Origin of the sequence: Streptosporangium saharense, assembly GCF_014203715.1 — a bacterium.
In the GTDB taxonomy this organism is placed as follows: domain Bacteria; phylum Actinomycetota; class Actinomycetes; order Streptosporangiales; family Streptosporangiaceae; genus Streptosporangium; species Streptosporangium saharense.
In genome coordinates, this window is record NZ_JACHJP010000012.1 from 217,653 (window position 1) to 240,123 (window position 22,471).

The 22,471-nt window shown below is 71.1% G+C and carries 17 protein-coding genes; all 17 read left to right on the plus strand.

Annotated elements, in window-relative coordinates; genetic code table 11:
- Positions 1-131: 131 nt before the first annotated feature.
- The 17 genes from FHS44_RS36120 to FHS44_RS36200 all read left to right on the plus strand — a co-directional run bounded on the left by FHS44_RS36120 (position 132) and on the right by FHS44_RS36200 (position 22,449).
- A complete protein-coding gene (locus FHS44_RS36120) occupies positions 132-827 on the plus strand; it encodes an ABC transporter ATP-binding protein (RefSeq protein ID WP_184724132.1) in 696 nt (231 codons plus the stop codon).
- Positions 824-2,782: an FtsX-like permease family protein gene (locus FHS44_RS36125; protein ID WP_312863954.1), complete on the plus strand. Its 1,959-nt coding sequence runs from the start codon at positions 824-826 to the stop codon at positions 2,780-2,782. Before FHS44_RS36120 ends, FHS44_RS36125 begins: the two co-directional genes overlap by 4 nt.
- Before the next feature lie 306 nt (positions 2,783-3,088).
- Complete coding sequence (locus FHS44_RS36130; protein ID WP_184723897.1) at positions 3,089-3,985, plus strand: ABC transporter substrate-binding protein; 897 nt, start codon at positions 3,089-3,091, stop codon at positions 3,983-3,985.
- 141 nt (positions 3,986-4,126) lie between these two features.
- The gene (locus tag FHS44_RS36135; protein WP_221461733.1) at positions 4,127-5,602 is read left to right on the plus strand and encodes a sulfatase family protein; all 1,476 of its coding nucleotides are present in this window, start codon (positions 4,127-4,129) and stop codon (positions 5,600-5,602) included.
- A gap of 61 nt (positions 5,603-5,663) precedes the next feature.
- Positions 5,664-6,419, plus strand: a complete 756-nt coding sequence (locus FHS44_RS36140; RefSeq protein WP_184723922.1) for a (Fe-S)-binding protein — start codon at positions 5,664-5,666, stop codon at positions 6,417-6,419.
- An 11-nt stretch (positions 6,420-6,430) separates the two neighbouring features.
- Entirely contained in the window at positions 6,431-7,822 is a 1,392-nt protein-coding gene (locus FHS44_RS36145) for a lactate utilization protein B (protein WP_184724137.1), read from the plus strand.
- Positions 7,819-8,430, plus strand: a complete 612-nt coding sequence (locus FHS44_RS36150; RefSeq protein WP_184723925.1) for a LutC/YkgG family protein — start codon at positions 7,819-7,821, stop codon at positions 8,428-8,430. Before FHS44_RS36145 ends, FHS44_RS36150 begins: the two co-directional genes overlap by 4 nt.
- A 43-nt stretch (positions 8,431-8,473) precedes the next feature.
- On the plus strand, positions 8,474-8,995 hold the full coding sequence (locus FHS44_RS36155; protein WP_184723927.1) for a GNAT family N-acetyltransferase: 522 nt from the start codon (positions 8,474-8,476) through the stop codon (positions 8,993-8,995).
- A gap of 195 nt (positions 8,996-9,190) precedes the next feature.
- Positions 9,191-10,018, plus strand: coding sequence for a sirohydrochlorin chelatase (locus tag FHS44_RS36160; protein ID WP_184723930.1), 828 nt, complete (start codon positions 9,191-9,193; stop codon positions 10,016-10,018).
- A 52-nt stretch (positions 10,019-10,070) separates the two neighbouring features.
- A complete protein-coding gene (gene cobT, locus FHS44_RS36165; RefSeq protein ID WP_184723933.1) occupies positions 10,071-11,147 on the plus strand; it encodes a nicotinate-nucleotide--dimethylbenzimidazole phosphoribosyltransferase in 1,077 nt (358 codons plus the stop codon).
- A 157-nt stretch (positions 11,148-11,304) separates the two neighbouring features.
- Positions 11,305-12,537 carry a uroporphyrinogen-III C-methyltransferase gene (cobA, locus tag FHS44_RS36170; protein ID WP_184723936.1) on the plus strand — a complete coding sequence of 411 codons (1,233 nt, stop codon included), beginning with the start codon at positions 11,305-11,307 and terminating at the stop codon, positions 12,535-12,537.
- The gene (locus FHS44_RS42575; protein WP_312863955.1) at positions 12,534-15,353 is read left to right on the plus strand and encodes a GTPase; all 2,820 of its coding nucleotides are present in this window, start codon (positions 12,534-12,536) and stop codon (positions 15,351-15,353) included. The genes cobA and FHS44_RS42575 overlap by 4 nt, the downstream gene beginning before the upstream one ends.
- Positions 15,350-16,990, plus strand: a complete 1,641-nt coding sequence (locus FHS44_RS36180; protein WP_184723939.1) for a YfjP family GTPase — start codon at positions 15,350-15,352, stop codon at positions 16,988-16,990. The genes FHS44_RS42575 and FHS44_RS36180 overlap by 4 nt, the downstream gene beginning before the upstream one ends.
- A 328-nt stretch (positions 16,991-17,318) precedes the next feature.
- Positions 17,319-18,035, plus strand: a complete 717-nt coding sequence (locus FHS44_RS36185) for a single-stranded DNA-binding protein (protein ID WP_184723941.1) — start codon at positions 17,319-17,321, stop codon at positions 18,033-18,035.
- Positions 18,036-18,946: 911 nt separating this feature from the next.
- The gene (locus FHS44_RS36190; protein ID WP_184723944.1) at positions 18,947-20,245 is read left to right on the plus strand and encodes a GGDEF domain-containing protein; all 1,299 of its coding nucleotides are present in this window, start codon (positions 18,947-18,949) and stop codon (positions 20,243-20,245) included.
- Between the two features lie 26 nt (positions 20,246-20,271).
- Positions 20,272-21,936 carry an energy-dependent translational throttle protein EttA gene (gene ettA / locus FHS44_RS36195; RefSeq protein ID WP_184723947.1) on the plus strand — a complete coding sequence of 555 codons (1,665 nt, stop codon included), beginning with the start codon at positions 20,272-20,274 and terminating at the stop codon, positions 21,934-21,936.
- Between the two features lie 96 nt (positions 21,937-22,032).
- Complete coding sequence (locus FHS44_RS36200; RefSeq protein ID WP_184723950.1) at positions 22,033-22,449, plus strand: acyl-CoA thioesterase; 417 nt, start codon at positions 22,033-22,035, stop codon at positions 22,447-22,449.
- The last annotated feature ends 22 nt before the right edge of the window (positions 22,450-22,471 follow it).

Below are 22,471 nucleotides of genomic sequence, written 5' to 3' on the forward strand. Positions count from 1 at the left end.
CGACCGATTCTGCCAGTCCCACCGTGATGACGGCCTTTCCGTGATGTCGGCCTTTTGGCTGATATAAGCGCACGGCTGTCGGGCCGGTCGGCCGATCCGCCGCGGTCCCCTCCCGGGAGAGGGTCATGGCCATGAGTGTTGTTCTTGAGGGAGTCGGCCTGGTCAAGCGCTTCGGGCCGACCGTGGCGCTGGGCGGGGTCGGCCTGGCCCTGGGCAGGGGAGAGGCGCTGGCCATCATGGGGCCGAGCGGGTCAGGGAAGTCAACCCTCCTCCATTGCCTCGCCGGGATCATGAAGCCGGACGCGGGCGAGGTCAGGCTGCTCGGCGAGCGCATCGACACGCTGGGCGAGCGCCGCCGCAGCGAGCTTCGCCGTACCCGCTTCGGATTCGTCTTCCAGTTCGGCCAGCTCCTGCCCGAGCTGCCCGCAGAGGAGAACGTCGCGCTGCCCCTGATGCTCGGCGGCCTGTCCAGAGGCGATGCCGTACGGCGGGCACGCGAGTGGTTCGGCCCGCTGGGGCTCGGCGGCATGGAGGGGCGCAGGCCGGGTGAGCTGTCGGGAGGCCAGGCCCAGCGGGTCGCCATCGCCCGCGCCCTGGTCACCGGGCCCGCGGTGATCTTCGCCGACGAGCCGACCGGCGCCCTCGACCAGGGCACCGGCCACGACACGATGAACCTGCTGGTCGAGGCGACCAAGCACAACGGCGCCTCCCTGGTCGTCGTCACCCACGATCTCCAGGTGGCCCGCTGGTGCGACCGCGTGGTCGAGGTCCGCGACGGCCAGGTCATCCCCGGGGCCGCGCCCGAGATGATCGGGGCCACGGGGTGAGCGGGATCTTCGGCCTCGCCTGGCGGCTGCTGCGCGGCGGCGGGCGCAGGGGCATGCTCGGCTCGGCGCTGACCGTGGTCGCGGTGGCCGTGTCCACCTCGCTGCTGCTGTTCGCCGTGGCCGCCAACCTCGCCTTCCAGGGCAGGGCCGACCGGGAGGCGTGGCGCAACCCGGTCGCGGCGGCCAGGGACGCCGTCGCGATCCAGGCCGTGCACCTCGACCACGTGGACGACCGGCCGGTCACCGTCGTGGACGTGGCGGCCCTCGAACCCGGGGCGCCCGCGCCGCCGGGACTCGCCCGCTTCCCCGCGCCGGGCGAGGTGTGGCTCTCCCCGGCGCTGGCCGACCTGGCGAAGCGCCTTCCCGCGAACCGGCTGGCCGACCGTCTCTCGGGCAAGGGAGGCGGACTGATCGGGGACGCGGCCCTGGTCCACCCGGACGAGCTGGTCGCCGTCCGGGGACAGGCCCCCGGCTCCCCGGTCATGACCGCCGGGCTCGCCGTCGACGGCCACGACGACATCGCCCCCACGAGGATCTCCGGCTTCACCGGGACCAGGACGGACAACGCGATCGGCTACCAGATCCTGGCGCTGATCGCGAGCGTGCTGATGGTCGTGCCGCTGCTGGTCTTCGGCGGGGCGGCGGCGAGACTCACGGTGGCCCGCAGGGACCAGCGCCTGGCCGCGCTGCGGCTGGTCGGGGCCACCCCGGGACAGGTCGTCGCGATGACCGTCGCCGAGGCGGTGATCACCGCGTTCGCCGGGGCGGTGCTCGGCGCCGCGCTGTACCTCCTGATGACCCCGTTGCTCACCAGGATCGAGATCGGCGGCGGCCCCTGGTTCGTCGCCGACACCTGGCCGGGGGTGCTTCCCGTGCTCGCGGTGCTGGTCGTGGTGCCGCTGCTCGTCGGCCTGTCCGCCGTTGTCGGCCTGCGCCGGGTCGTGGTCAGCCCGCTGGGCGTCGCCAAGCGGGAGACGCCGCCCGCGATGCGCTTCGTCCGGGTCGTGGCGCTGCTCGCCGTGCTGGCCGTGGTGCCGACCCTCGGGATGGGGGCGGGCGTCGGCGTGGTCACGGTCGTCCTGAGCCTGGCGTTCCTGGCGGTCAACCTGGTTGGCCCGTGGGTGGTCGGCCTGCTCGGCAGGATCGTCGCGGCCTCGGCCAGGCGCCCAGCCGGGCTGCTCGCCGGGCGCCGCATGATCGACGACCCCAGGGCCGCGTGGCGGACCGTGAGCGGGGTCGCGCTGACCGGGTTCGTGGCCGGGTTCATCGGCCTGCTCACCCCGGGCACGGGGCTGCTCGGCCAGGCCGACGCCACGAACCTGCGCCTGGCCGTACCGCCCGCAAAGGCCGCGGCGCTCTCGGAGCAGGCGCGCGAGCGGCTCGCCACCGCGGGCGTGCGGGCGACGGTCACCGTCAAGGCCGGGGGCGGCCGGGGGAAGGTGCTGGTCGCGGCCCTGGGCACCTCCGACGTCGCCGTCACCGACCGGGCGCGCACCGCCCTCGACGGCCTGGTGCCAGGGCGCAGCGCGACCACCGCGGCCGACGACGACCGCTCGGGCTTCCGCATCCTCGACGACGTCCGCACCGGCACGGTCACCGTGCTCGCGGTCTCGTTCCTGGTGGCCATCGCCAGCGCGGGCATCACCGCGGCCTCCTCGATCCTGGACCGCAGGCAGACCTACGCGCTGCTGCACCTGGCGGGCACCCCGATGAAGGTGCTCAACGCGGCCCGCCGTACCGAGACGCTGCTGCCGCTGGCGGTCATGGGAGGCGGGGCGATCGCGATCGGCATGTTCTGCGCGCTGCCGTTCGCGCTGTCCACGATGAACGTCTCCGGCCTGGTCACCCTGCTCGTCTGCGTGGGGCTCGGCTTCGCCGGGGTCGCGGGGGCGGGGGCGGCCAGCGCGCCGCTGCTGCGCTCTGTCACGGCCAACCCGGCGCCCCGGCCCGATTAGCTATTCCTATTCAACCGGTAGGGAAAGTTGTAAATATGCCGAAGGGTCGTTACGGTAGACCCACGGAGACCCCGGCAGGTGAAGGTGTCGCGGCGGGCGCTGGCCTTCCCGCCGGGAGCTCTCCGTAGACGGGGGCGGCGTCTCTCGGCCACGGGCGCCGTCCGCCAGGGCGGAGCCGGCGTCTCAGGAGGCCCCCTCGTCCGCCGGCTCCGCCTCGGGGCCTGCCGGGAAAAGACCGGCTTGCTGGGAAAAGGCCGGTCTGCCGGGAAGGACCGGCCCGCTGGGAAAAGATCAAGGAGCGATTCGATGGCGATCCGTGTCGGGGTGCACGTCGACAATCCCTCGCTGTTCTTCCTGTCCCACCTCGATCACCTGCTCGACGGCATCGAGATACACCGCTACTCCGACGCGGGCCGTACCGGGGAGCTGCTGGCCGAGGGGGTCATCGACCTCGGCGGGACCGGCTCGACGCTCCCGCTCGCCGCCCAGGCGGCGCGCCTGCCGATCGCCTACGTCGCCACCTCGGCACCGAGGCACGGCCACGGCGCCCTGCTGGTGGCGAGGAACGGCCCTGTCATGACCGTGACCGACCTGCTGAACCAGCCGGTCTCGCTGCGCGTCGGCTCCTGGCAGACGCACTTCCTGGCCAAGGTCCTGGCCGACGCCGGGCTGTCCTACCAGGACATCGAGCCCAGGCCGTCGGCCTCGGAGGCCAGGCTCTGGCTGCGCGACGGGGTGGTGGCCGGGTGGGTCGCCGAGGGCGCCGACCTGGTCGAGGCCGAACGCGCGGGGCACTTCCTCAGGCTCTCCGGCACCGCCGGGGTCGTCGCGGACCGCTCGGTCCTCTTCACCCGCAGGAGCCTGGCCGAGTCGGCGCCGGGCGAGCTGGCCAGGGTGGTGCTCGCGCTGCGCGAGGCGGACAGGTGGGCGGCGGAGCACCCCGTCGAGGCCGCGAAACTGGTCGTCGAGGCAGTCGGCGGCTCCATCGACTCGTGGACGACCGCGCTCAGACGGCTCCCGTGGCAGCTCGAACCGGTGACGGAGACGTTCACCGCCGAGCAGCAGGACGCCGCCGACGTGCTCTACGACGCGGGGTTCCTGACCGGCCACGTCGACGTGCGCGCGGCGGTCGTGCCCTCCCTCAACCAGGTCGTGTCCGCGCTGCTCCAGGAACCCCAACGGGTCCAGGGCGTCGCGGCCTGACCAACAGGCTCCGGTACGGCCCGCTTGGCGCGGGCGGCGCCTGGAAGGGTGCGGGCCGTACCGGAACACCTCCCCCCAGAACACGTTCTGTACCGGTGCCCTTTCGGTGAGGTGTCGGGATTCGGCCTTCTGGGAAGCGTGATGTTTGTGCTTAACGCTGTCCGCAAGCTCATGTGCCTGGTTCTGCTGTCCGGCCTCGGAGCCTCGGGACTCGCTCCCGCCGCGGCACGGACTGTCGACCGGCCCAACATCGTGTTCATCCTCGTCGACGACCAGGAGGCGGGGGACCTGCAGAAGTTCCCCAACATCTGGAACGAGCTCGTCAGGGGCGGCACCTCCTTCGAGCACTTCTTCGTCTCCAACTCCTGGTGCTGTCCCTCCCGCTCGTCGATCCTGCGCTCCCAGTACGTGCACAGCCACGGGGTGCTGACCAACACGGCCCCCGAGGGCGGCTTCACCAAGTTCCACACGTCCGATCTGGAACGTTCCACGATCGGCACCTGGATGAAGGCGGCCGGCTACCGCACCGGCCTGATGGGCAAATACCTCAACCACTATCCCGGCGGGGCCGCGGAGCCCACCTTCGTGCCACCCGGCTGGGACGAGTGGGACGTGCCGGTGCGCAAGCTCTACAACGAGTACGGCTACACGCTCAACGAGAACGGCACGCTGCGGCCGTACGGCTCGGCGGACGCCGACTACCTGCCCGACGTGCTCTCCCAGAAGGCCAACGCCTTCGTCTCGCGGGCGGGGAGCGAGCCGTTCTTCCTCTATCTGGCCCCCATCGCACCGCACAACCCCTCCAACTGCGCCGCCAGGCACCGCGACGCCTTCGCCGGGGCGACCGCCCCCAGGACCCCGTCCTTCGACCAGGAGGACGTCAGCGCCGAGCCCCACTGGCTCAGCTCGCGCGAGAGGTTCAGCGAGAGGACGATCGAGGGCATCGACGAGCGCTACCGCCGTAGGCTCAGGGCCATGCTCGGCGTCGACGACCTCGTCGGCTCGCTGGTCGAGACCCTGCGTCTGGCCGGGAAGCTTGACAACACCTACCTCTTCTTCGCCTCGGACAACGGTTTCCACCTGGGGCAGCACCGGCTCGCCCAGGGCAAGACGACCCCCTTCGACGAGTCGATCAGGGTGCCGCTCGTGGTCAGGGGGCCCGGCGTCAGGGCGGGCGGCTCCGTCGGCGAGATGGCCGCCAACGTCGATCTCGCCCCGACCTTCGCCCAGCTCGGGGGCGCGACCCCGGCCGCCTTCGCCGAGGGGCGCTCGCTGCTGCCGCTGCTGCGCGGCCAGAGACCGGCGCCGTGGCGGCAGAACGTGCTGCTGGAGTTCTACCGGCCGACGAACCTCAGCTCGGCCCGTCAGACCCCGGTCCCCGCCTACCAGGGCATGCGGACGGCCCGCTACACCTTCGTGCGCTACTCGACCGGCGAGTACCAGCTCTACGACAACGGCAGGGACCCCTACCAGCTCTACAACCTCGCCGCCCGGGTGCCCCCCTCGGTGATCACGGACTTCAACCGGCAGCTCGACACCCTGGCGTCCTGCTCGGGGGCGGCCTGCCGTACCGCCGACTCCGTGGAACCGCCATCACTCACTCCCGGACATTCGTGACTTTGAGGGGGCGAACGGGCATCATGTCGATGATCGTCTCTTCCAGTGGAAGGAGCGCGCCGTGCGCGTCGCCCTCTTCGTCACCTGCGTGAACGACGCGTTGTTCCCCGGCACCGGCCGGGCGACGGTGACGTTACTGCGCCGCCTCGGCTGCGACGTCACCTTCCCCACGGCGCAGACCTGCTGCGGCCAGATGCACCTCAACACCGGCTACCCCGAGGAGGGAGGACGGCTGGCCCGGCACTTCACCGACGTCTTCGCCGACTGCGACGCGGTCGTCGTGCCCTCGGGGTCGTGCGCGGCGATGATCCGTGAGCAGTACGTACGGCTGGCCAGAGTCCCGGCGTCCACGGCGTCCACAGCGTCCACGGCCTTCGCGGAACGGGTCGCCGAGACGGTGCCGAGGGTCCACGAGCTGTCGGAGTTCCTGGTGGACGTCCTCGGGGTGACCGACGTCGGCGCCTACTTCCCGCACCGGGTGACCTACCACCCGACCTGTCACTCCCTGCGGGGCCTGCGGCTCGGCGACCGTCCGGTACGGCTGCTCGAACAGGTCAGGGGACTTGACCTGGTCCCGCTGCCCGCGGCCGACGAGTGCTGCGGCTTCGGCGGCACCTTCGCGGTGAAGAACCCCGCCGTCTCCGCCGCCATGTGCGCCGACAAGGCGCGCAACGTCACCGCCACCGGCGCCGAGGTGCTCTGCGCCGCGGACAACTCCTGCCTCATGCACATCGGCGGCGCCCTGGGCCGCCAGCGCACCGGCGTCAGGACCATGCACCTGGCCGAGATCCTGGCCTCCACGGAGGCCGTCCGGTGACCTTCCTCGGAATGCCCGCCTTCCCGGCGAACGCGGCGGCAGCCGTACGGGACTCACAGCTCAGGTTCAACCTGCGCAAGGCCACGCACACGATCCGCGAGAAGCGGGCCTCTGTCGTGGCCGAGCTGCCCGACTGGGCGCGGCTCAGGGAGGCGGGCAAGCAGATCAAGGACCACACGCTGCGCAACCTTGAGCGCTACCTCCTCCAGATGGAGGAGGCCGTCACCGCCGCGGGCGGCCACGTCCACTGGGCGGCGGACGCGCGGGAGGCGAACCGGATCGTCACCGGCCTGGTCAGGGAGACCGGGGAGAGCGACGTGGTGAAGGTCAAGTCCATGGCCACCCAGGAGATCGGCCTCAACGAGGCCCTCGCCGAGGCCGGGATCACCGCCTACGAGACCGACCTGGCCGAACTGATCGTGCAGCTCGGCGACGACTGGCCCTCGCACATCCTGGTCCCCGCGATCCACCGCAGCCGCGCCGAGATCCGCGAGATCTTCCTGGAGAAGATGGCCGACTGGGGGCGCCCGGCCCCCGAGGAACTGACCGACGACCCCCGCGCCCTGGCCGAGGCCGCCCGCCGCCACCTGCGCGAGCGCTTCCTGTCCACGAAGGTCGCGATCTCGGGCGCCAACTTCATGATCGCCGAGACCGGGACGCTCGTCGTGCTCGAATCCGAGGGCAACGGCCGGATGTGCCTGACCCTGCCGAAGACGCTGATCAGCGTGGTCGGCATCGAGAAGCTGCTGCCGACCTGGCGTGACCTGGAGGTCTTCCTCCAACTGCTGCCCAGGAGCTCGACCGGTGAGCGGATGAACCCCTACACCTCCACCTGGACGGGCGCCACCGAGGGCCAGGAGTTCCACCTGGTCCTGCTCGACAACGGCCGCACCCGGGTCCTGGCCGACGAGGTGGGCAGACAGGCGCTGCGCTGCATCCGCTGCTCGGCCTGTCTGAACGTCTGCCCGGTCTACGAGCGCGCGGGAGGGCACGCCTACGGCTCCGTCTATCCGGGGCCCATCGGGGCGATCCTCACCCCGCAGCTACGGGGCATGTCCTCACCCCTGGACGCCTCCCTGCCCTACGCCTCGACGCTCTGCGGCGCCTGCTACGACGTCTGCCCGGTCGCCATCGACATCCCCGAGGTCCTGGTCCACCTGCGCGGCAGGGCCCCGCACCCGCGCGCCGAGCGCCTCGGCATGCGCGCGGCGGGCTGGGTCTTCGACCGTCCTGAACGGCTGGCGCGCGCCGAACGCCTGGCGGGGCGGCTGCGCCGCTTCGTCCCCCGGCGCGCGCCGGGGCCGGGCCCGCTTTCGGCGTGGACCGAGACCCGCGACCTGCCGGAGATCCCCGCCGAGTCCTTCCGTGACTGGTGGACGCGCACGGACGGAGGCACCCGGTGAGCGACAGGGAGCTGATCCTGGCCAGGATCCGCGCGGCCGTCACCTCCGCGCCCCCCAACGAGATCGTCCGCGACTACCGGACCTCCGCGGGGCCGCTCGACCGGGCGGAGCTGATCGAGCTGTTCGCGGAGCGGGTCGCCGACTACCGGGCCGTCGTGCACGTGACCGGCGAGGACGAGGTGGCCGCGACGATCGCCGCCGCGCTTGCCGCCCAGGGCCTGACGAGGCCGCTCGTCCCCGGCGGCCTGCCCGTGGAGTGGGTGCCGGAGGGGGCCGTCGCCGACGACCCGCCGCTGTCGGACGCGGAGCTGGACGCCGTGGGAGGCGTGGTCACCGGCTGCGCCGTCGCGATCGCCGAGACCGGGACGATCGTGCTGGACGCCGGGCCCGGCCAGGGCAGGAGGGCGCTGACCCTGCTGCCCGACTACCACCTGTGCGTGGTGCGGGCCGGGCAGATCGTCGCCGGGGTGCCGCAGGGCGTGGCTGTACTCGACCCCTCCCGCCCGCTGACCTGGATCAGCGGACCCTCCGCGACCAGCGACATCGAGCTGAACCGCGTCGAGGGCGTGCACGGCCCGCGCACCCTGGAGGTGGTGGTCGTCCGCTGAGTGTCGCCTGCCTGGAGGGTGATTGACCGCCTTCGCCGCTGGTATGTCCGTCACGACGCGCCGGCTCCTGCTGCGTCCCTTCGACCCCTCGGACGCGCGCAGGATCCGCGTCGTGGTCGAGACGCGCGCCCCCTTCCTGCCGCCGGGCGCGCCCGACCGTCCCTCCGGCGTGGCCGCGTGGCTGACCAGGGGCGCGCACGAGCTGCGCCGCTCCGGCCAGGGCGCCCACCTGGCGATGGAGGCCGACGGGCTCGTCGTGGGGGCCGTCAGCCTGTTCGGGACCCGCTGGGAGACAGGCACGACCGAGATCGGGTACGGCGTGCACCCCCTGCACCGGGGACGCGGCTACGCCCCCGAGGCCGTACTGGGCCTGGTCCGCTGGACGTTCGAGAACACCTCCCTGCGCCGGATCGAGCTGCGCGCCAACGCGGACAACCACGCCTCCCTGCGGGTCGCGCGGAAGGCCGGATTCGTCAGGGAGGGCGTGCTCCGCGCCGCCGCGATGACGCCGGACGGCCCCCGCGACGTCGTGGTGTTCGGCCTGCTCAGGAATGACCTTTCCTGAGCGGGGGACGCTCTCCCAGCGGCCGGGGACCGCTTCGGGCGAGACGGGGGAGACCGCTCGGTGGAGATGAGAAGGATGGGGTCATATCCGATGCGTTTTATGGTTTCGTTACCTGTTCATGTCGAGTCGTTTTCGGATATCCTCGCCAGTCGCTGCTGCGTATTCCCAGGTCAAGGTCATTGGAGTCCTGTTTCTATGAAGCCGCCGCTGCTGCTCATCGGGCAGGGCTCGTACGAGGACAACGAGTCCGTCGAGTTCGGCAGATTCGTCCACCGTCTCCGCTGCAGGCTTGACCGCGGCGCCGCCGAGGTCTCCGGCGGATACATCGCCAGGGCCAGGCCGCGCCTGCGTGACTCGGTCGCCTCGCTGGTCGCCCGCGGGCACCACAGGATGGTCGCGCTGCCGCTGAGCCTCACCGGCGACCTGCGCGCCGACGCCGACACCCTCGCGGCGATGACCAGGGAGCAGGAGCGCCACCCCACGCTCACCTGCGACTACGGACGCCCCCTCGGCTCTGACCCGCGCATCCTCGCGCTGCTCGCCGAGCGCCTCGCGGACGCCGCCGCCGAGGTCGCCAGCCTCCGGCTCGTCCCCGCCGCGGCCGGTCCGCTCGACGACGAGCCGGAGCGCATCGAGATCGGCGAGACCGCCGTCGTCCTGGTCGGTGACGGCTCGACCAGCCCCGCGTCGAACGCGGACGTGCACCGCGTCTCCCGCCTCTTCTGGGAGACCCACGCCCACGAGTACATGACCGTGGAGACGGCCTTCACCTCCCTCACCCCGCCCGGCGTGCCCGGTGGCATCGAGCGATGCCGCCGTCTCGGCGCCCGCAGGGTGATCGTCGTGCCCTACCTGCTGTTCGCCGGGGGCGTCCTGGACCGCATCTGGGCCCAGGCCATGGCCTACGCCGCGGGCCATCCCGACCTGGACGTCCGCTGCGCCGACGTCATCGGCGACTGCGAGGGCCTGGCCGACGTGGTCGTCGAGCGCTACGAGGAGGCGCTCAGCGGCATCACCTGGTGACCGCCTTCCCCCGGGCTGCGGCCTCTTGACTCCTGGCGGGACACTGGGGGACATGACCATCCTTGAGCAGACCCTGGCCGCGATCCGGCCCGCGGACCCCGGCGCCCTCGCGGAGGCGAGGGCGCACCACGACAGGCTGACCAAGCCCAGGGGCGCGCTGGGCGCGCTTGAGGAGGTGGCCGTACGGCTCGCGGGCGCCGCGGCCGTGAACCCGCCCCCGATGCCCGCCCCCGCGGCCCTGGCGATCTTCGCGGCAGACCACGGCGTCCACGCCCAGGGCGTGAGCCCTTGGCCGCAGGAGGTCACCGTCCAGATGGTCGGCAACTTCCTCGCCGGAGGCGCCGTGGCCAACGCCTTCGCGGCCCAGGTCGGCGCCTCGGTGACGGTCGTGGACGTCGGGATCGCCGCCGACCTCGTCCCCGCCCCCGGGCTGATGGTCGGCAAGGTCGCCCACGGCACCGCGGACATGACCCTCGGCCCGGCGATGACCGCGGAGCAGGCGGTCGCGGTGCTGGAGACCGGCATCGCGGTGGCCCGCGACCTCGTCGCCCAGGGGGCCCGCTGCCTGGTCACCGGGGACATGGGCATCGCCAACACGACCGCGTCAGCCGCCCTGATCTGCGCCTTCACCGGCCAGGACCCGGCGGAGGTGACCGGCAGGGGCACCGGCGTCGACGACGAGACGCTGGCCCGCAAGATCGAGGTCGTACGGCGGGCCCTGCGGGTGAACGGCCTGGACGGTCCGGGCGCCTCGGCGCTCTCGGCGCTGGAGACGCTGGCCGCGGTCGGCGGCTTCGAACACGCCGCCATCGCGGGGTTCGTTCTCGGCGGGGCGTCCCTGCGGGTGCCGGTCATCCTCGACGGTGTGATCGCCGGGTCGGCCGCGCTGGCCGCCGCCGGGCTCGCCCCGGATGTGGTTGATCATTGCGTGGCCGGTCACCGCTCCGCCGAGCCGGGCCACGCCGTGGCGCTCGCCCACCTCGGCCTGCGTCCCCTGGTCGAGCTGGAGCTCAGGCTCGGTGAGGGGACCGGGGGACTGCTGGCCCACCCGCTGGTCTGCGCGGCCGTCAGGGTGATGCACGAGGTGGCGACCTTCGACTCCGCCGGGGTCACCGAGAAGGAAGCCTGACCGTGGGGCGTTCGGGAGCCCTGGGACGGACCGGATGTTCTGTTACCTGGAGAGCGCCGAACGTTACCCGGGGAGCAGCGAACAACGAGGCATTAACCGGTAGGTTTACCTCCTAACACTGCCTGCCCAATTCATTGCGAACGGGAGATTTGTCACCATGTCGCCCTACCTGCTCGGTCTTCACCTTTCCGGGCGGCGGGTGCTCGTCGTCGGCGGGGGACGAGTCGCCCAGCGACGTGTCCCGGCGCTGCTCGAAGCAGGTGCCCGGGTCACCATCGTCTCGACGAGCGTCACGCACGCTCTCGACGACCTCATCGCCTCAGGCCGGGTGACCTGGGAGGCCAGGCCGTACCAGGTGGGCGACGTGGACGGGGCCTGGCTCGTCCAGGCCTGCACCGACGACCGCGCGGTCAACACCGCGATCGCCGCGGAGGCCGAGGCCAAGCGTGTCTGGTGCGTCCGCGCCGACGACAAGGACGCCTCGGCCGCCTGGACCCCGGCGAGCGGGCGGGTCGGCGAGATCAACGTGGCGATCACCGCGGGGGGAGACCCCCGCAGGGCGGCGGGCATCAGGGACGCCGTCGTCGAGGCGCTTCGCGACGGCACGGTCGACGCCCGGCGCAACCGGACAAAGCCGGTCGGGGTCGCGCTGGTCGGCGGCGGTCCCGGGGACCCCGGTCTGATCACGGTCCGTGGACGGCAACTGCTCGCCCAGGCGGACGTGGTCGTCGCCGACAGGCTCGCGCCCCAGGCCCTGCTCGACGAGCTGTCCCCGGACGTCGAGCTGATCGACGCCGCCAAGATCCCCTACGGCCGCTTCCTGGCCCAGGAGAAGATCAACGAGCTGCTGGTCGAGCACGCCAGGCAGGGCAAGTTCGTGGTCAGGCTCAAGGGAGGCGACCCGTTCGTCTTCGGCCGGGGCGGTGAGGAGATGCTCGCCTGCGCCCGCGCCGGCATCCCCGTCATCGTCGTCCCCGGCATCACCAGCCCGGTCGCCGTCCCCGCAGCGGCCAACGTGCCGGTGACCCACCGCGGCGTCAGCCAGGAGTTCCACGTGATCTCCGTACACGTCCCGCCGGGCGACGCCCGCTCGACCGTGGACTGGCCGAATCTGGCGAGATCCTCAGGGACCCTGATACTCATGATGGCGGTCGAACGCATCGGGGCGATCGCCGAAACACTCGTGCAAGAAGGACGTTCGCCGGAAACTCCCGTAATGGTGGTACAGGACGGTACTCTTCCCACCCAGCGAGCCGTTCAGGCAACTCTGGCCACGGTGGCCGAGCGCGTGACCGACGCTGGGATCCGGCCACCTGCGATCGTGATCGTCGGCGATGTCGTGAAGGTCGGCCAGGAGGTCGAGATGGTTCGAGCGGAGCGGATACCGTGAAGTCGGCTGCCAACAGGCCCACGCCTCCGGGTGAGCGGGACCGCGGCGCCGCCGAGGCTCCTTCCGACGGGCTCCCCGGGGAGGAAGAGTCCCCCGGCGAGCGGACGGTGACGTTCCCCGCCATCCGGTCCGACGGGCCCCCGCCCGCGGACGACGCCTTCGAGGACTTCCGTCGTACGGCGCAGGCCGCCATCTCGTCGGTGAACAAGGTGGTCGAGGCGGCCCAGGGGTCCAAGGACCCCGCCCAGGACGTTCCCGCCAGGGGCACCACGGCGAAGAAGAAGCCTGCTCCCGTCAGGCCCCCGGACCCGGCGCCGGAAGTCCCCGCTCCTTCAGGGACGGACGGCGGGAAGGGGTCGATCTTCCGCTCGGGAGGCCGTAACCGAGGCAACTTCCAGGCCAGGAGAGGCACACCCACGCCCGCGCGGGAACCCCAGAAGGACGCTCCAGGTCAGGGTACGGCGCGGCCCGCCGACAACTCCCAGGGCGGACCTTCCCCGAAGGTGACTCCCCGGGCTCCTCAGAGCGGCGCTTCCCAGCTTTCCCAGAGCGGGCCTTCCTCGAAGGAAACTCCCCAGACTCCTCAGAACTCTTCTCCGGGCGGCGTTTTCCAGAGCTCTTCCCCGGGCGCTGCCGCCCAAGGCGGCGTTCCCCAGGGCGGCGCTTCTTCGGGGGGTGCTTCCCAGGGCGGCGCGACGATGCCGGTCGACGACGCCTTCGAGGCCTTCCGGCGTGCCGCGGAGGCCGCCATCTCGACGGTGAACGAGGTCGTCGCCCGAACCCGGAGCGAGGCCACGGCCCCTCCGGCGGAAGCCCCGGCTGACCCGGCGCCCCAGCCCGTCGCCGACGACACCCCCGAAGAGCCGGAACCCGCCGCTGACGACGTTCCCGAAAACATCTCAGAGGACACGGCCCAGGAGGCCGCCGAGGGCGAAAGCCGTACCGAGGAAGAAAGCACCCCGGAAGCCGGAGAGACCGGCGAGGAGGACGAGGCGGCCGCGCTGGTCGCCGCCGAGCGCGCGAAGCTCCTCGTCATCGAGGAGACCGAGGAGACCGAGGACGAGACCGGCGACGACGAGCCGGACGAGCCGGACGAGTTGGACAGGGAGGGCGACCGGGTACGGGACCTGCCGTTGCCGGAGGCCGTCTCCGAGGCCCTGACCAACGCCCTCGCCGCCCTGCGCAACACCGTCACCGACCTGCACTTCGGCCTTGAGCTCCCTGGCGCGGAGGAGGCGAGGCGGGCCCAGAGCGAGATCCTGGCCCAGCTCGACGACTACGTGATCCCGAGGGTTCACATGAGCACCGCCCCGGCGCTCGTCGTCATCGCGGGCTCGACAGGGGCAGGCAAGTCCACGCTGCTCAACACCCTGGCCAACGCCAAGGTCAGCGCGACGGGCGTGCGGCGCCCGACCACCGGCACCCCCGTCCTCGCCTGCCACCCGGACGACCACGAGTGGTTCGCGGGAAGCGACCTGCTCGGCAGCCTGCGGCGGCTCAACGCCCCCACCACCTCGGCGGAACCGGGCGGTCTCGTCCTCGTCTCCACCGAGCGCCTCCCCACCGGCGTGGCCCTGCTCGACACCCCCGACATCGACTCGGTCGTCGAGGAGCACCACGAGATCGCCCACCGCATGCTCGACGCGGCCGATCTGTGGATCTTCGTGACCACCGCCGCCCGCTACGCCGACGCCCCCGCGTGGCGGCTGCTGCGCCTGGCCAAGGAGCGCGGGGCCAGGCTGGCCATCGTGCTGTCCCGGGTGCCGACCAAGTCCCGCGAGGTGGTCACCAAGCACTTCGTCAGGATGCTCACCGAGTACGGCCTCGGCGACGTCGAGCGGTTCGTCGTGGACGAGAGCAAGGTCACCGACGGCATGCTGCCCGACCACGAGGTCACCGACCTGCGGCTGTGGCTGACCGAGCTGTCCGTCGACGACCAGCGCAGGGCCCAGGCCATCAGGACGACCCTGTCGGGGGCCCTCGACAGCTTCCGCGTCCGCATCCCCGCGCTGGCAAGGCAGCTTGAGGCCCAGGTCGCCTTCAGGAACGAGCTGCGCGGCGACGTGGAGGCCGCCTACGCGGGCGCGCTGGCCGAGATCGAGGAGACCACCGGCAACGGCACGCTGCTGCGCGGTGAGGTGCTCGCCCGCTGGCAGGACTTCGCCGGGTCGGGGGACCTCATGCGGACCCTGCACCTGCGCAGGCCCGGCAGGTTCGCGGGCAAGGCGAGCCAGCAGGCTCCGGAACGGCTCAGCGCGCTGAAGTCCGCGCTCAGGGCCGGTCTCGAGTCCGTCATCGTCTCGGCGGCGCAGCAGGCCGCCGAGGAGACGGTCACGCGCTGGCTGAGCCGTTCCGGCGCGGGGGAGACTCTGGCCGCGACCGCAGGCCTGGGCAACGTCTCCGACGACTTCTCCCGCAGGGCGGGCAAGGCCGTGAGCGGCTGGCAGGACCACATCATCGAACTGATCCGCACCGAGGGAGTGACCAAGCGGGCGGTCGCCAAGCTCGTCTCCTTCGACGTCGAGTCGCTGGCGGTGATCTTCGTGATCGGCCTGCTCGGGTACGGCTCAGCCGCGGCGGAGGGCGCCGCGAATACCGGCGGGCTGCCGCAGCGGCTGGTGCACGCCCTTCTCGGCGCCGAGTCGCTGCGGACCATCGGCGCCAAGGCCCGTAGCGACCTGCGCGCCAGGATCGCCACCCTGTTCGACGACGAGACCTCTCGTCACTTCCAGGCCCTCGACGGCGCGGGCGTTCCCGACGAGTCCATCGCCACCCGCCTCTACCAGGCAACGTACAACCTTGAGGTCGCCCGATGAGTGTTGGCACCACCCAGACGCGTCAGGGGCTCGGCGGCCGGCTCGCCGCGCTGTCCCGGATCGTGGAGCTGGGGCCGGGCAGGGTCGATCCCAAACTCCTCACCGAGTCGGGACAGCTGCTCCTGCGCGCCGGTGACAGGCTCAAGCTGTCCTCGGAGCACACGGTGGTTGCGCTCGCCGGAGGAACGGGAAGCGGCAAGTCCACGCTGTTCAACTCCGTCTCCGGCCTGGAGCTTTCCCCGACCGGTGTCCGCCGCCCGACCACGGCGCGCGCCCACGCCTGCGTCTGGGGTCTGGACGGCGCGGGCCCGCTGCTGGACTGGCTGCAGATCCAGTGGCGCCACCGCTTCGCCAGGGCCAGCGCCCTGGACAAGGGGGAGAGCGGGCTGCACGGGCTGATCCTGCTCGACCTCCCTGACCACGACTCCATCCGCGCGCTCACCGACTCCGAGGCCGACCGGCTGATCCAGATCGCCGACCTCGTCGTCTGGGTGCTCGACCCGCAGAAGTACGCCGACGCCTCGACCCACAGGCGCTACGTGACCGAGCTGGCGGGCCATGACGCGGTGACGATCTTCGTGCTCAACCAGATCGACCGGCTCTCTCCGGAGGAGCTGGCCGAGTGCGTCGCCGACCTGAACGACCTGCTGCGCCGCGAGGGGGTCGAGGCTCCCATCATCGTCCCCACCTCCGCGACCAGGGGGGAGGGAGTCGACGAGCTCAGGGCCGTACTCGCCGAGACCGTGGTCAGGCGCAGAGCCGCGGTCCAGCGCCTTGAGGCCGACCTCGACCGGATCACGATCCGCCTGCTGAAGGCCATGCCCGACGAGGGGGTCCCCGTACCCGCCTCGACCGTGGACGACGCCCGCAGGATCGGCCTCACCGACGCCCTCTGTGACGCGGTCGGCGTGCCCGCCCTCGGCGAGGCGATGGAGAACGTGTACGGCGTGCGCTCCGTGGAGTGGGTCGGCTGGCCGTACACCCGCTGGGCCGCCAAGCTCAGGCCCGACCCGCTGAACAGCCTGCGCCTCGGTGACCTCAAGGACGAGATCAGAGGGGTCAAGGGAGGCTCGGTCAGCGCGCAGGCCGCCGAGGTCGACAACGCGGTGCGCGCCCTGTCCGACGGGCTGACCGCGGGGATGCACGAGGCCTGGCAGAACGGCATTAGGGAGGCCGCGCGCTCGAACTCGGCCGAGCTGCCGCAGCTGCTCTCCGGCGAGCTGACCGAGATCGCGCCCCGTCTCGACCGCGTTCCCGCCTGGTGGCGGTTGCTGCTGGTCTGGCAGTACTTTCTGGTCCTGCTCTTCCTCGCCGGGATCGCCTGGCTGGGTACGGCCCTGGCCTACGGCGTGTTCGAGATGGGCACGCTTCCGCCCGGCCTTGAGGTCTTCGGCGAGACGGCGTCCCTGCCCTGGGTGGGGCTGATGGTCCTGTCCGTCCTCGGCCTGGGCCTGCTCACCGCCGTGGCCAGCCGCAACTTCGTCATGCTCGGGGCGGGCAACGAGCGCGACAGGCTGGAGCGGGAGATGCGCCGCAGGGTGGGGGCGGTCGCCTCGACCACGGTGATCGAACCGGTCGAACGCGAACTGGCCAGATACAACGAGTTCTACTCCGCCCTCCGAGGCGTGCGCGGCTGACCCTTCCGGGAGCTCGTCCAGACGACACGTCCGGACGGGCTGCTGGGGCCTTCCCGGCGGTTCGTCTGGGCGACTCGCTGGGTGGCTTGTCCAGAGGGTTTACCCAGGCGAGGTGTTCGGGTGAGTCGTTCAGCCTGGACGGATGCCCGAGCGGGTTGCTCAGCGGTTGAGAACCGTTTTCCGCTGGTCTGTCCGGCAGGTTTTCCACAGCCTGCCTGGGCCACTCGGGTTATCCACAGAACGCCGTTCGGTTCGTCGGACCGTGCCCCGCACGCGCCACTGTGTCTTTCACACGCCGGGCACCACGCCCGTTCTCTTGGGAGGCACGATGAACGACATCCACATCACGTTGACCGGTAACGTCGCCGCTCCGCCCCGCCAGCACACCTTCCCGGACGGCTCACGGGTCACCTCGCTCAGGGTCGCCTCGACGAGCCGCTACTTCGACCGGGACAGCCAGCAGTGGTGCAACGGCGAGACGACCTATTTCGGCATCCGATGCTTTCGCGGGCTGGCCGACAACGTCGCCCAGTCGATCCGGGCGGGTCAGCCGGTCGTCGTCCAGGGGCGCCTGCGGATCCGCGAGTTCACCCATGAGGGCGAGCGTCGCTTCCTGCCCGAGGTCGAGGCCAGCTCACTCGGGCACGACCTGCGCTGGGGCCTGGGCAGCTTCAGCAAGCCCCAGCGGGGTGGGGCCGCCCCGACGCTGGGCAGGCAGGAGCGATACGAGCTCGACAAGGAGACCCACGACTGGGCCATGGGCGGCGGCACCGCCCCCGTCCCCACCGCCGAGGAGGGCCCCGGCTCTCTGACCCTGGTGCGGGGCGGCGCCGACGAGGACGAAACACCCGAGCTCTCCGAGGGCTCCGCTGCTCCGGGCGCCTCCAGAGACTCCGGGGGCGGTACGGCGAGCCGCACCGGTGGCGCGAGACGCGGGCGGGCAGCCCGCGACACCGGCCGGGCGGCGGGCACGGCACGAGAGCCGGACGAGACCGAGGCCGAGGACGAGACCCCCTGGCCCGTGCAGGCCCACCCGGCCGCCTAGGACCTGCCCGTGGGTCCGGCGAGGATCGGCAGGGTGGAGAAGCTCACAGCAGGCGTAAGGCGCTTCCGATCGCCGCGATCCTGACCACCATGCCTCCGGACACAGCAGGAAAGGACAACCCCGCGACGACGATCCGCACAGCCGGTGCCTTTCAACGCCTTCCACGGCCCACAAGGCCACAAGGGCCGTGTGGTCGGCATCCTCACTCACCGGAAGCGAGAGGATGCCGACCCTCCAGGGGACGGAGCACAGGGACGGCCGATGGAGATGATCCCCACCGACGCCCAGCACGCCGTACGGCCCGGCCCGGCAGATCTCCTCCACACCCGCGGACCGCCCGCCGAAGCGTCACGGCCCCGGCACACCACCTGCGGGCACACCGCACGCGGGCGTGCGGACGGACCACGCGCCACGGAGGCGGTCCGTCCGACGGGATGGCGGCCGCCATCGCCGGGTGACGCTCGCGTCGGGTGGGGGTGTGATCGGCAGCGCGCCGGTCAGCGGTGTGCGATCGGCGGTGCGTCCGGTTGGCGGTCTGTGTCGGCGGTGCTCGGGTCAGCGGAGCGCCGCGAAAGGAGGGGTCCAACCGGCTGGGGGACCGGGACATCCCGGGTTCCCACGTCGAACACGGAACTTGCGCGGTGTTTTCGCGGGACGGGGTGGAACGTCGCGAGATGCCGTCTGAAGCGGCCGCAGGAGGTGAGAGATCTAGCGGGCAGGGCCTACGTCCAGGTCACACCTCGCAGCATGGGCTGCTCCTTTCCTCCATGAACCGTTCTTCGATCGAGCGCGGTTCCCAACGGTGAGCCACCTGATGAGTGGAGCCGCTCCGCCAAGGTAGCGGTTCCCATCGCGCGGCGCACACTCCGCAACTATCGTGTTACACATCGTTAGTCGGAGAAGGGGACGACATGGCGGCTCCCAGTCACACCTCGGTCAAATCACGCGACACCGTGACGACTCTGGCCGATCGGTGGCCCATCCTTGGGCAGCGCCGTCCACTGGTTGTCTATCTTTGCGGCATCGTGGTCCTGGATCTCACGGCAATCGGGTTTTTCGCCGCATCGACTGACTTCCACTGGCACGATCTACTCACCTTCGTCGCGCTGATGTTCTGCGGCGCCGTCTGCATCGAGGCGACCCGCAGGCTCGGCATGCCGGCGGGGGTCTCCCGCGACCTGCTTTCCGCCTGGTGGCTTCCCGCGGCCCTGCTGCTGCCACCCGTCTACGCCCTACTGGCGCCCATCCCGCTGCAGATGCTGCTGCAGAAGCGGGTGCGTGAGACGGTCGTCTACCGGCGGGTCTTCAGTTCGGCCGCCATCAGCCTGGCCGGGGGCGCCGCCTCGGTGCTGTTCCACGGCCTGGTCGGTGAGCTGGACATCCCCACCCAGGGGACGGGCGGGCCGATCCTCGTCGCCGTCGGCTGCGCGGTCCTGTTCACGGTCCTGAACACCGCGCTGATCGCGATCGCAGCCCACACTGCCGTCCCCGACACCCGCTGGCGGGAGGTGCTGTGGAACCGCGAGAGCCTGACGCTCGACGTGGTCGAGCTCTGCCTCGGCGTCCTGGTCGCCATCGCGTGCGGGGTGAACCTCGCCCTGCTGGTGCTGGCGCTGCCGCCGGTGGTGCTGCTCCAGCGCAGCCTGCTGCACGCCCAGCTCCAGGCCGCGGCCCGCACCGACCCCAAGACCGGCCTGCTCAACGCCGCCGCCTGGCAGCGGGAGGCCGACACCGAGATCGTCAGGGCCCGCCGTACCGGTGAGACGCTCGCCCTGCTGATCGTCGACATCGACCACTTCAAGCGGGTCAACGACACCTACGGGCACCTCGTCGGCGACCAGGTGCTGATCGGGGTCGCGGCGACCATCCGCAGCCAGCTGCGCGACTACGACGTGGTCGGGCGCTTCGGGGGTGAGGAGTTCGTCGTCCTGCTGCCCAGGGCCGACGTGACCGAGGCCCGCCGGGTCGCCGAACGGCTGCGCTCCCGCATCGGGCGCATGGCCGTGCCCGCGGACGAGAACATGGTCACCGTCACCATCTCGGCGGGTGTCGCGATCATGAGCATGCACGGCGACGACCTGATCGAGTTGCTCGCCGCGGCCGACCTGGCTCTCTACCGGGCCAAGGAGCTCGGCCGGGACCGGATCTGCCTGCCCGCGACGCCCGTCCCCCCGGCCAGGCGGCCGGGACCGGAGGCCGCCCCTAGCTGAGTCCGTCAGGCTCTAAGCTAGAGGACATGCCGGAGTACATCTACACACTGCAGCGCGTGCGCAAGGCGCATGGTGACAAGGTCGTCCTCGACGACGTGACGCTGTCGTTCCTGCCGGGCGCGAAGATCGGTGTCCTCGGGCCGAACGGCACCGGGAAGTCGACGCTGCTGAGGATGATGGCAGGCCTGGAGCAGCCGTCCAACGGCGACGCCCGGCTCATGCCCGGCTTCACCGTCGGCATGCTCCAGCAGGAGCCCCCCCTCAACGAGACCAAGACCGTGCTCGGCAACGTCGAGGAAGGCGTCGCCGAGACCAAGGCCATGCTCGACCGGTTCAACGAGATCGCCGAGCTGATGGCCACCGACTACAGCGACGAGCTGCTCAACGAGATGGGCAAGCTCCAGGACGCCCTGGACCACCGCAACGGGTGGGACCTCGACAGTCAGCTCGAACAGGCGATGGACGCCCTGCGCTGCCCGCCGCCCGACGCCGACGTCACCCTGCTCTCCGGTGGTGAGCGACGCCGGGTCGCCCTGTGCAAGCTGCTGCTGGAGCAGCCCGACCTGCTGCTGCTGGACGAGCCGACCAACCACCTCGACGCCGAGAGTGTCCAGTGGCTCGAGTCGCACCTGGAGAAGTATCCCGGGACCGTGCTGGCCGTCACCCACGACCGCTACTTCCTGGACAACGTGGCCAACTGGATCCTTGAGCTCGACCGGGGCCGTTGCCACCCCTACGAGGGCAACTACTCCACCTACCTGGAGGCCAAGGCCGCCCGCCTCAAGCTTGAGGGCCAGAAGGACGCCAAGCGCAAGAAGCGTCTTGAGGAGGAGCTGGAGTGGGTCCGCTCCAACGCCAGGGCCCGCCAGACCAAGAGCCGTGCGCGTCTGCAGCGCTACGAGGAGATGGCCGCCGAGGCCGACAAGTACCGCAAGCTGGACTTCGAGGAGATCCAGATCCCGCCGGGGCCGCGTCTGGGCACCACGGTCATCCGGGCCGAGAACCTCACCAAGGGTTTCGAGGACCGGGTGCTCATGGACAACCTGTCCTTCGACCTGCCGCGTAACGGCATCGTGGGCATCATCGGTCCCAACGGTGTCGGCAAGACCACGCTGTTCCGGATGATCACCGGTGGCGAGACGCCCGACGCCGGAAAGATCATCGTCGGCGACACCGTCAAGATCTCCTACGCCGACCAGAGCCGGGGCGGTATCGACCCGGCCAAGAACGTCTGGGAGGTCGTCTCCGACGGGCTCGACTACATCAAGGTCGGCCAGGTCGAGATGCCCTCGCGCGCCTACATCGCCGCGTTCGGGTTCAAGGGGCCGGACCAGCAGAAGAAGGCGGGTGTGCTCTCCGGTGGCGAGCGCAACCGGCTCAACCTGGCGCTGACCCTCAAGCAGGGCGGCAACGTGCTGCTGCTGGACGAGCCGACCAACGACCTCGACACCGAGACGCTCTCCAGCCTGGAGAACGCCCTGCTGGAGTTCCCCGGCTGCGCGGTCATCACCTCGCACGACCGGTGGTTCCTCGACCGCATCGCCACCCACATCCTCGCGTGGGAGGAGGGCTCGAACTGGTTCTGGTTCGAGGGCAACTTCGCCGACTACGAGAAGAACAAGATCGAGCGGCTCGGGATCGACGCGGCCCGCCCGCACCGGGTCACCTACCGCAAGCTCACCCGGGACTGATGTCCTCTTCCGGGCTTCCGGCGCGCCCCGCCGTGCGCCGGAAGCCGGGGGATCGCTACCTTCTTGCTTGTGCTTGAACAGAGCTTGGCAGAGACCGTGAGCGATTCCCGCAGGCACGTGTTCCTCAGAGCGGTCAGGTTCGCCGACATCGACTCCCAGGGACACGTCAACAACGTCAGGTTCCTCGACTACCTTGAGGACGCGCGGCTGGAGATGTTCCACCTCGACCTGCACCGTGAGGGAGGAGAGGTCTTCAGCGGCCTGGTCGTCGCCAGACACGAGATCGACTACCGCCGTCCCCTGACCTTCCGCGCAGATCCGGTCAGGGTCGAGTCGTGGGTGACCGAGATCAATCCGGTGAAGTTCGTCCTCGCCTACGAGATCCTCGACGACGAGACGGTCTTCGTCCGGGCCAGGTCGGTGCTCGTCGCCTACGACGTGGAGAAAGCCAGGCCACGCAGGCTCGAACAGCACGAGCTCGACTACCTGGAGCGCTTCCACACAACCGGCTGACGCGCCCGCCGTACGACGGGCG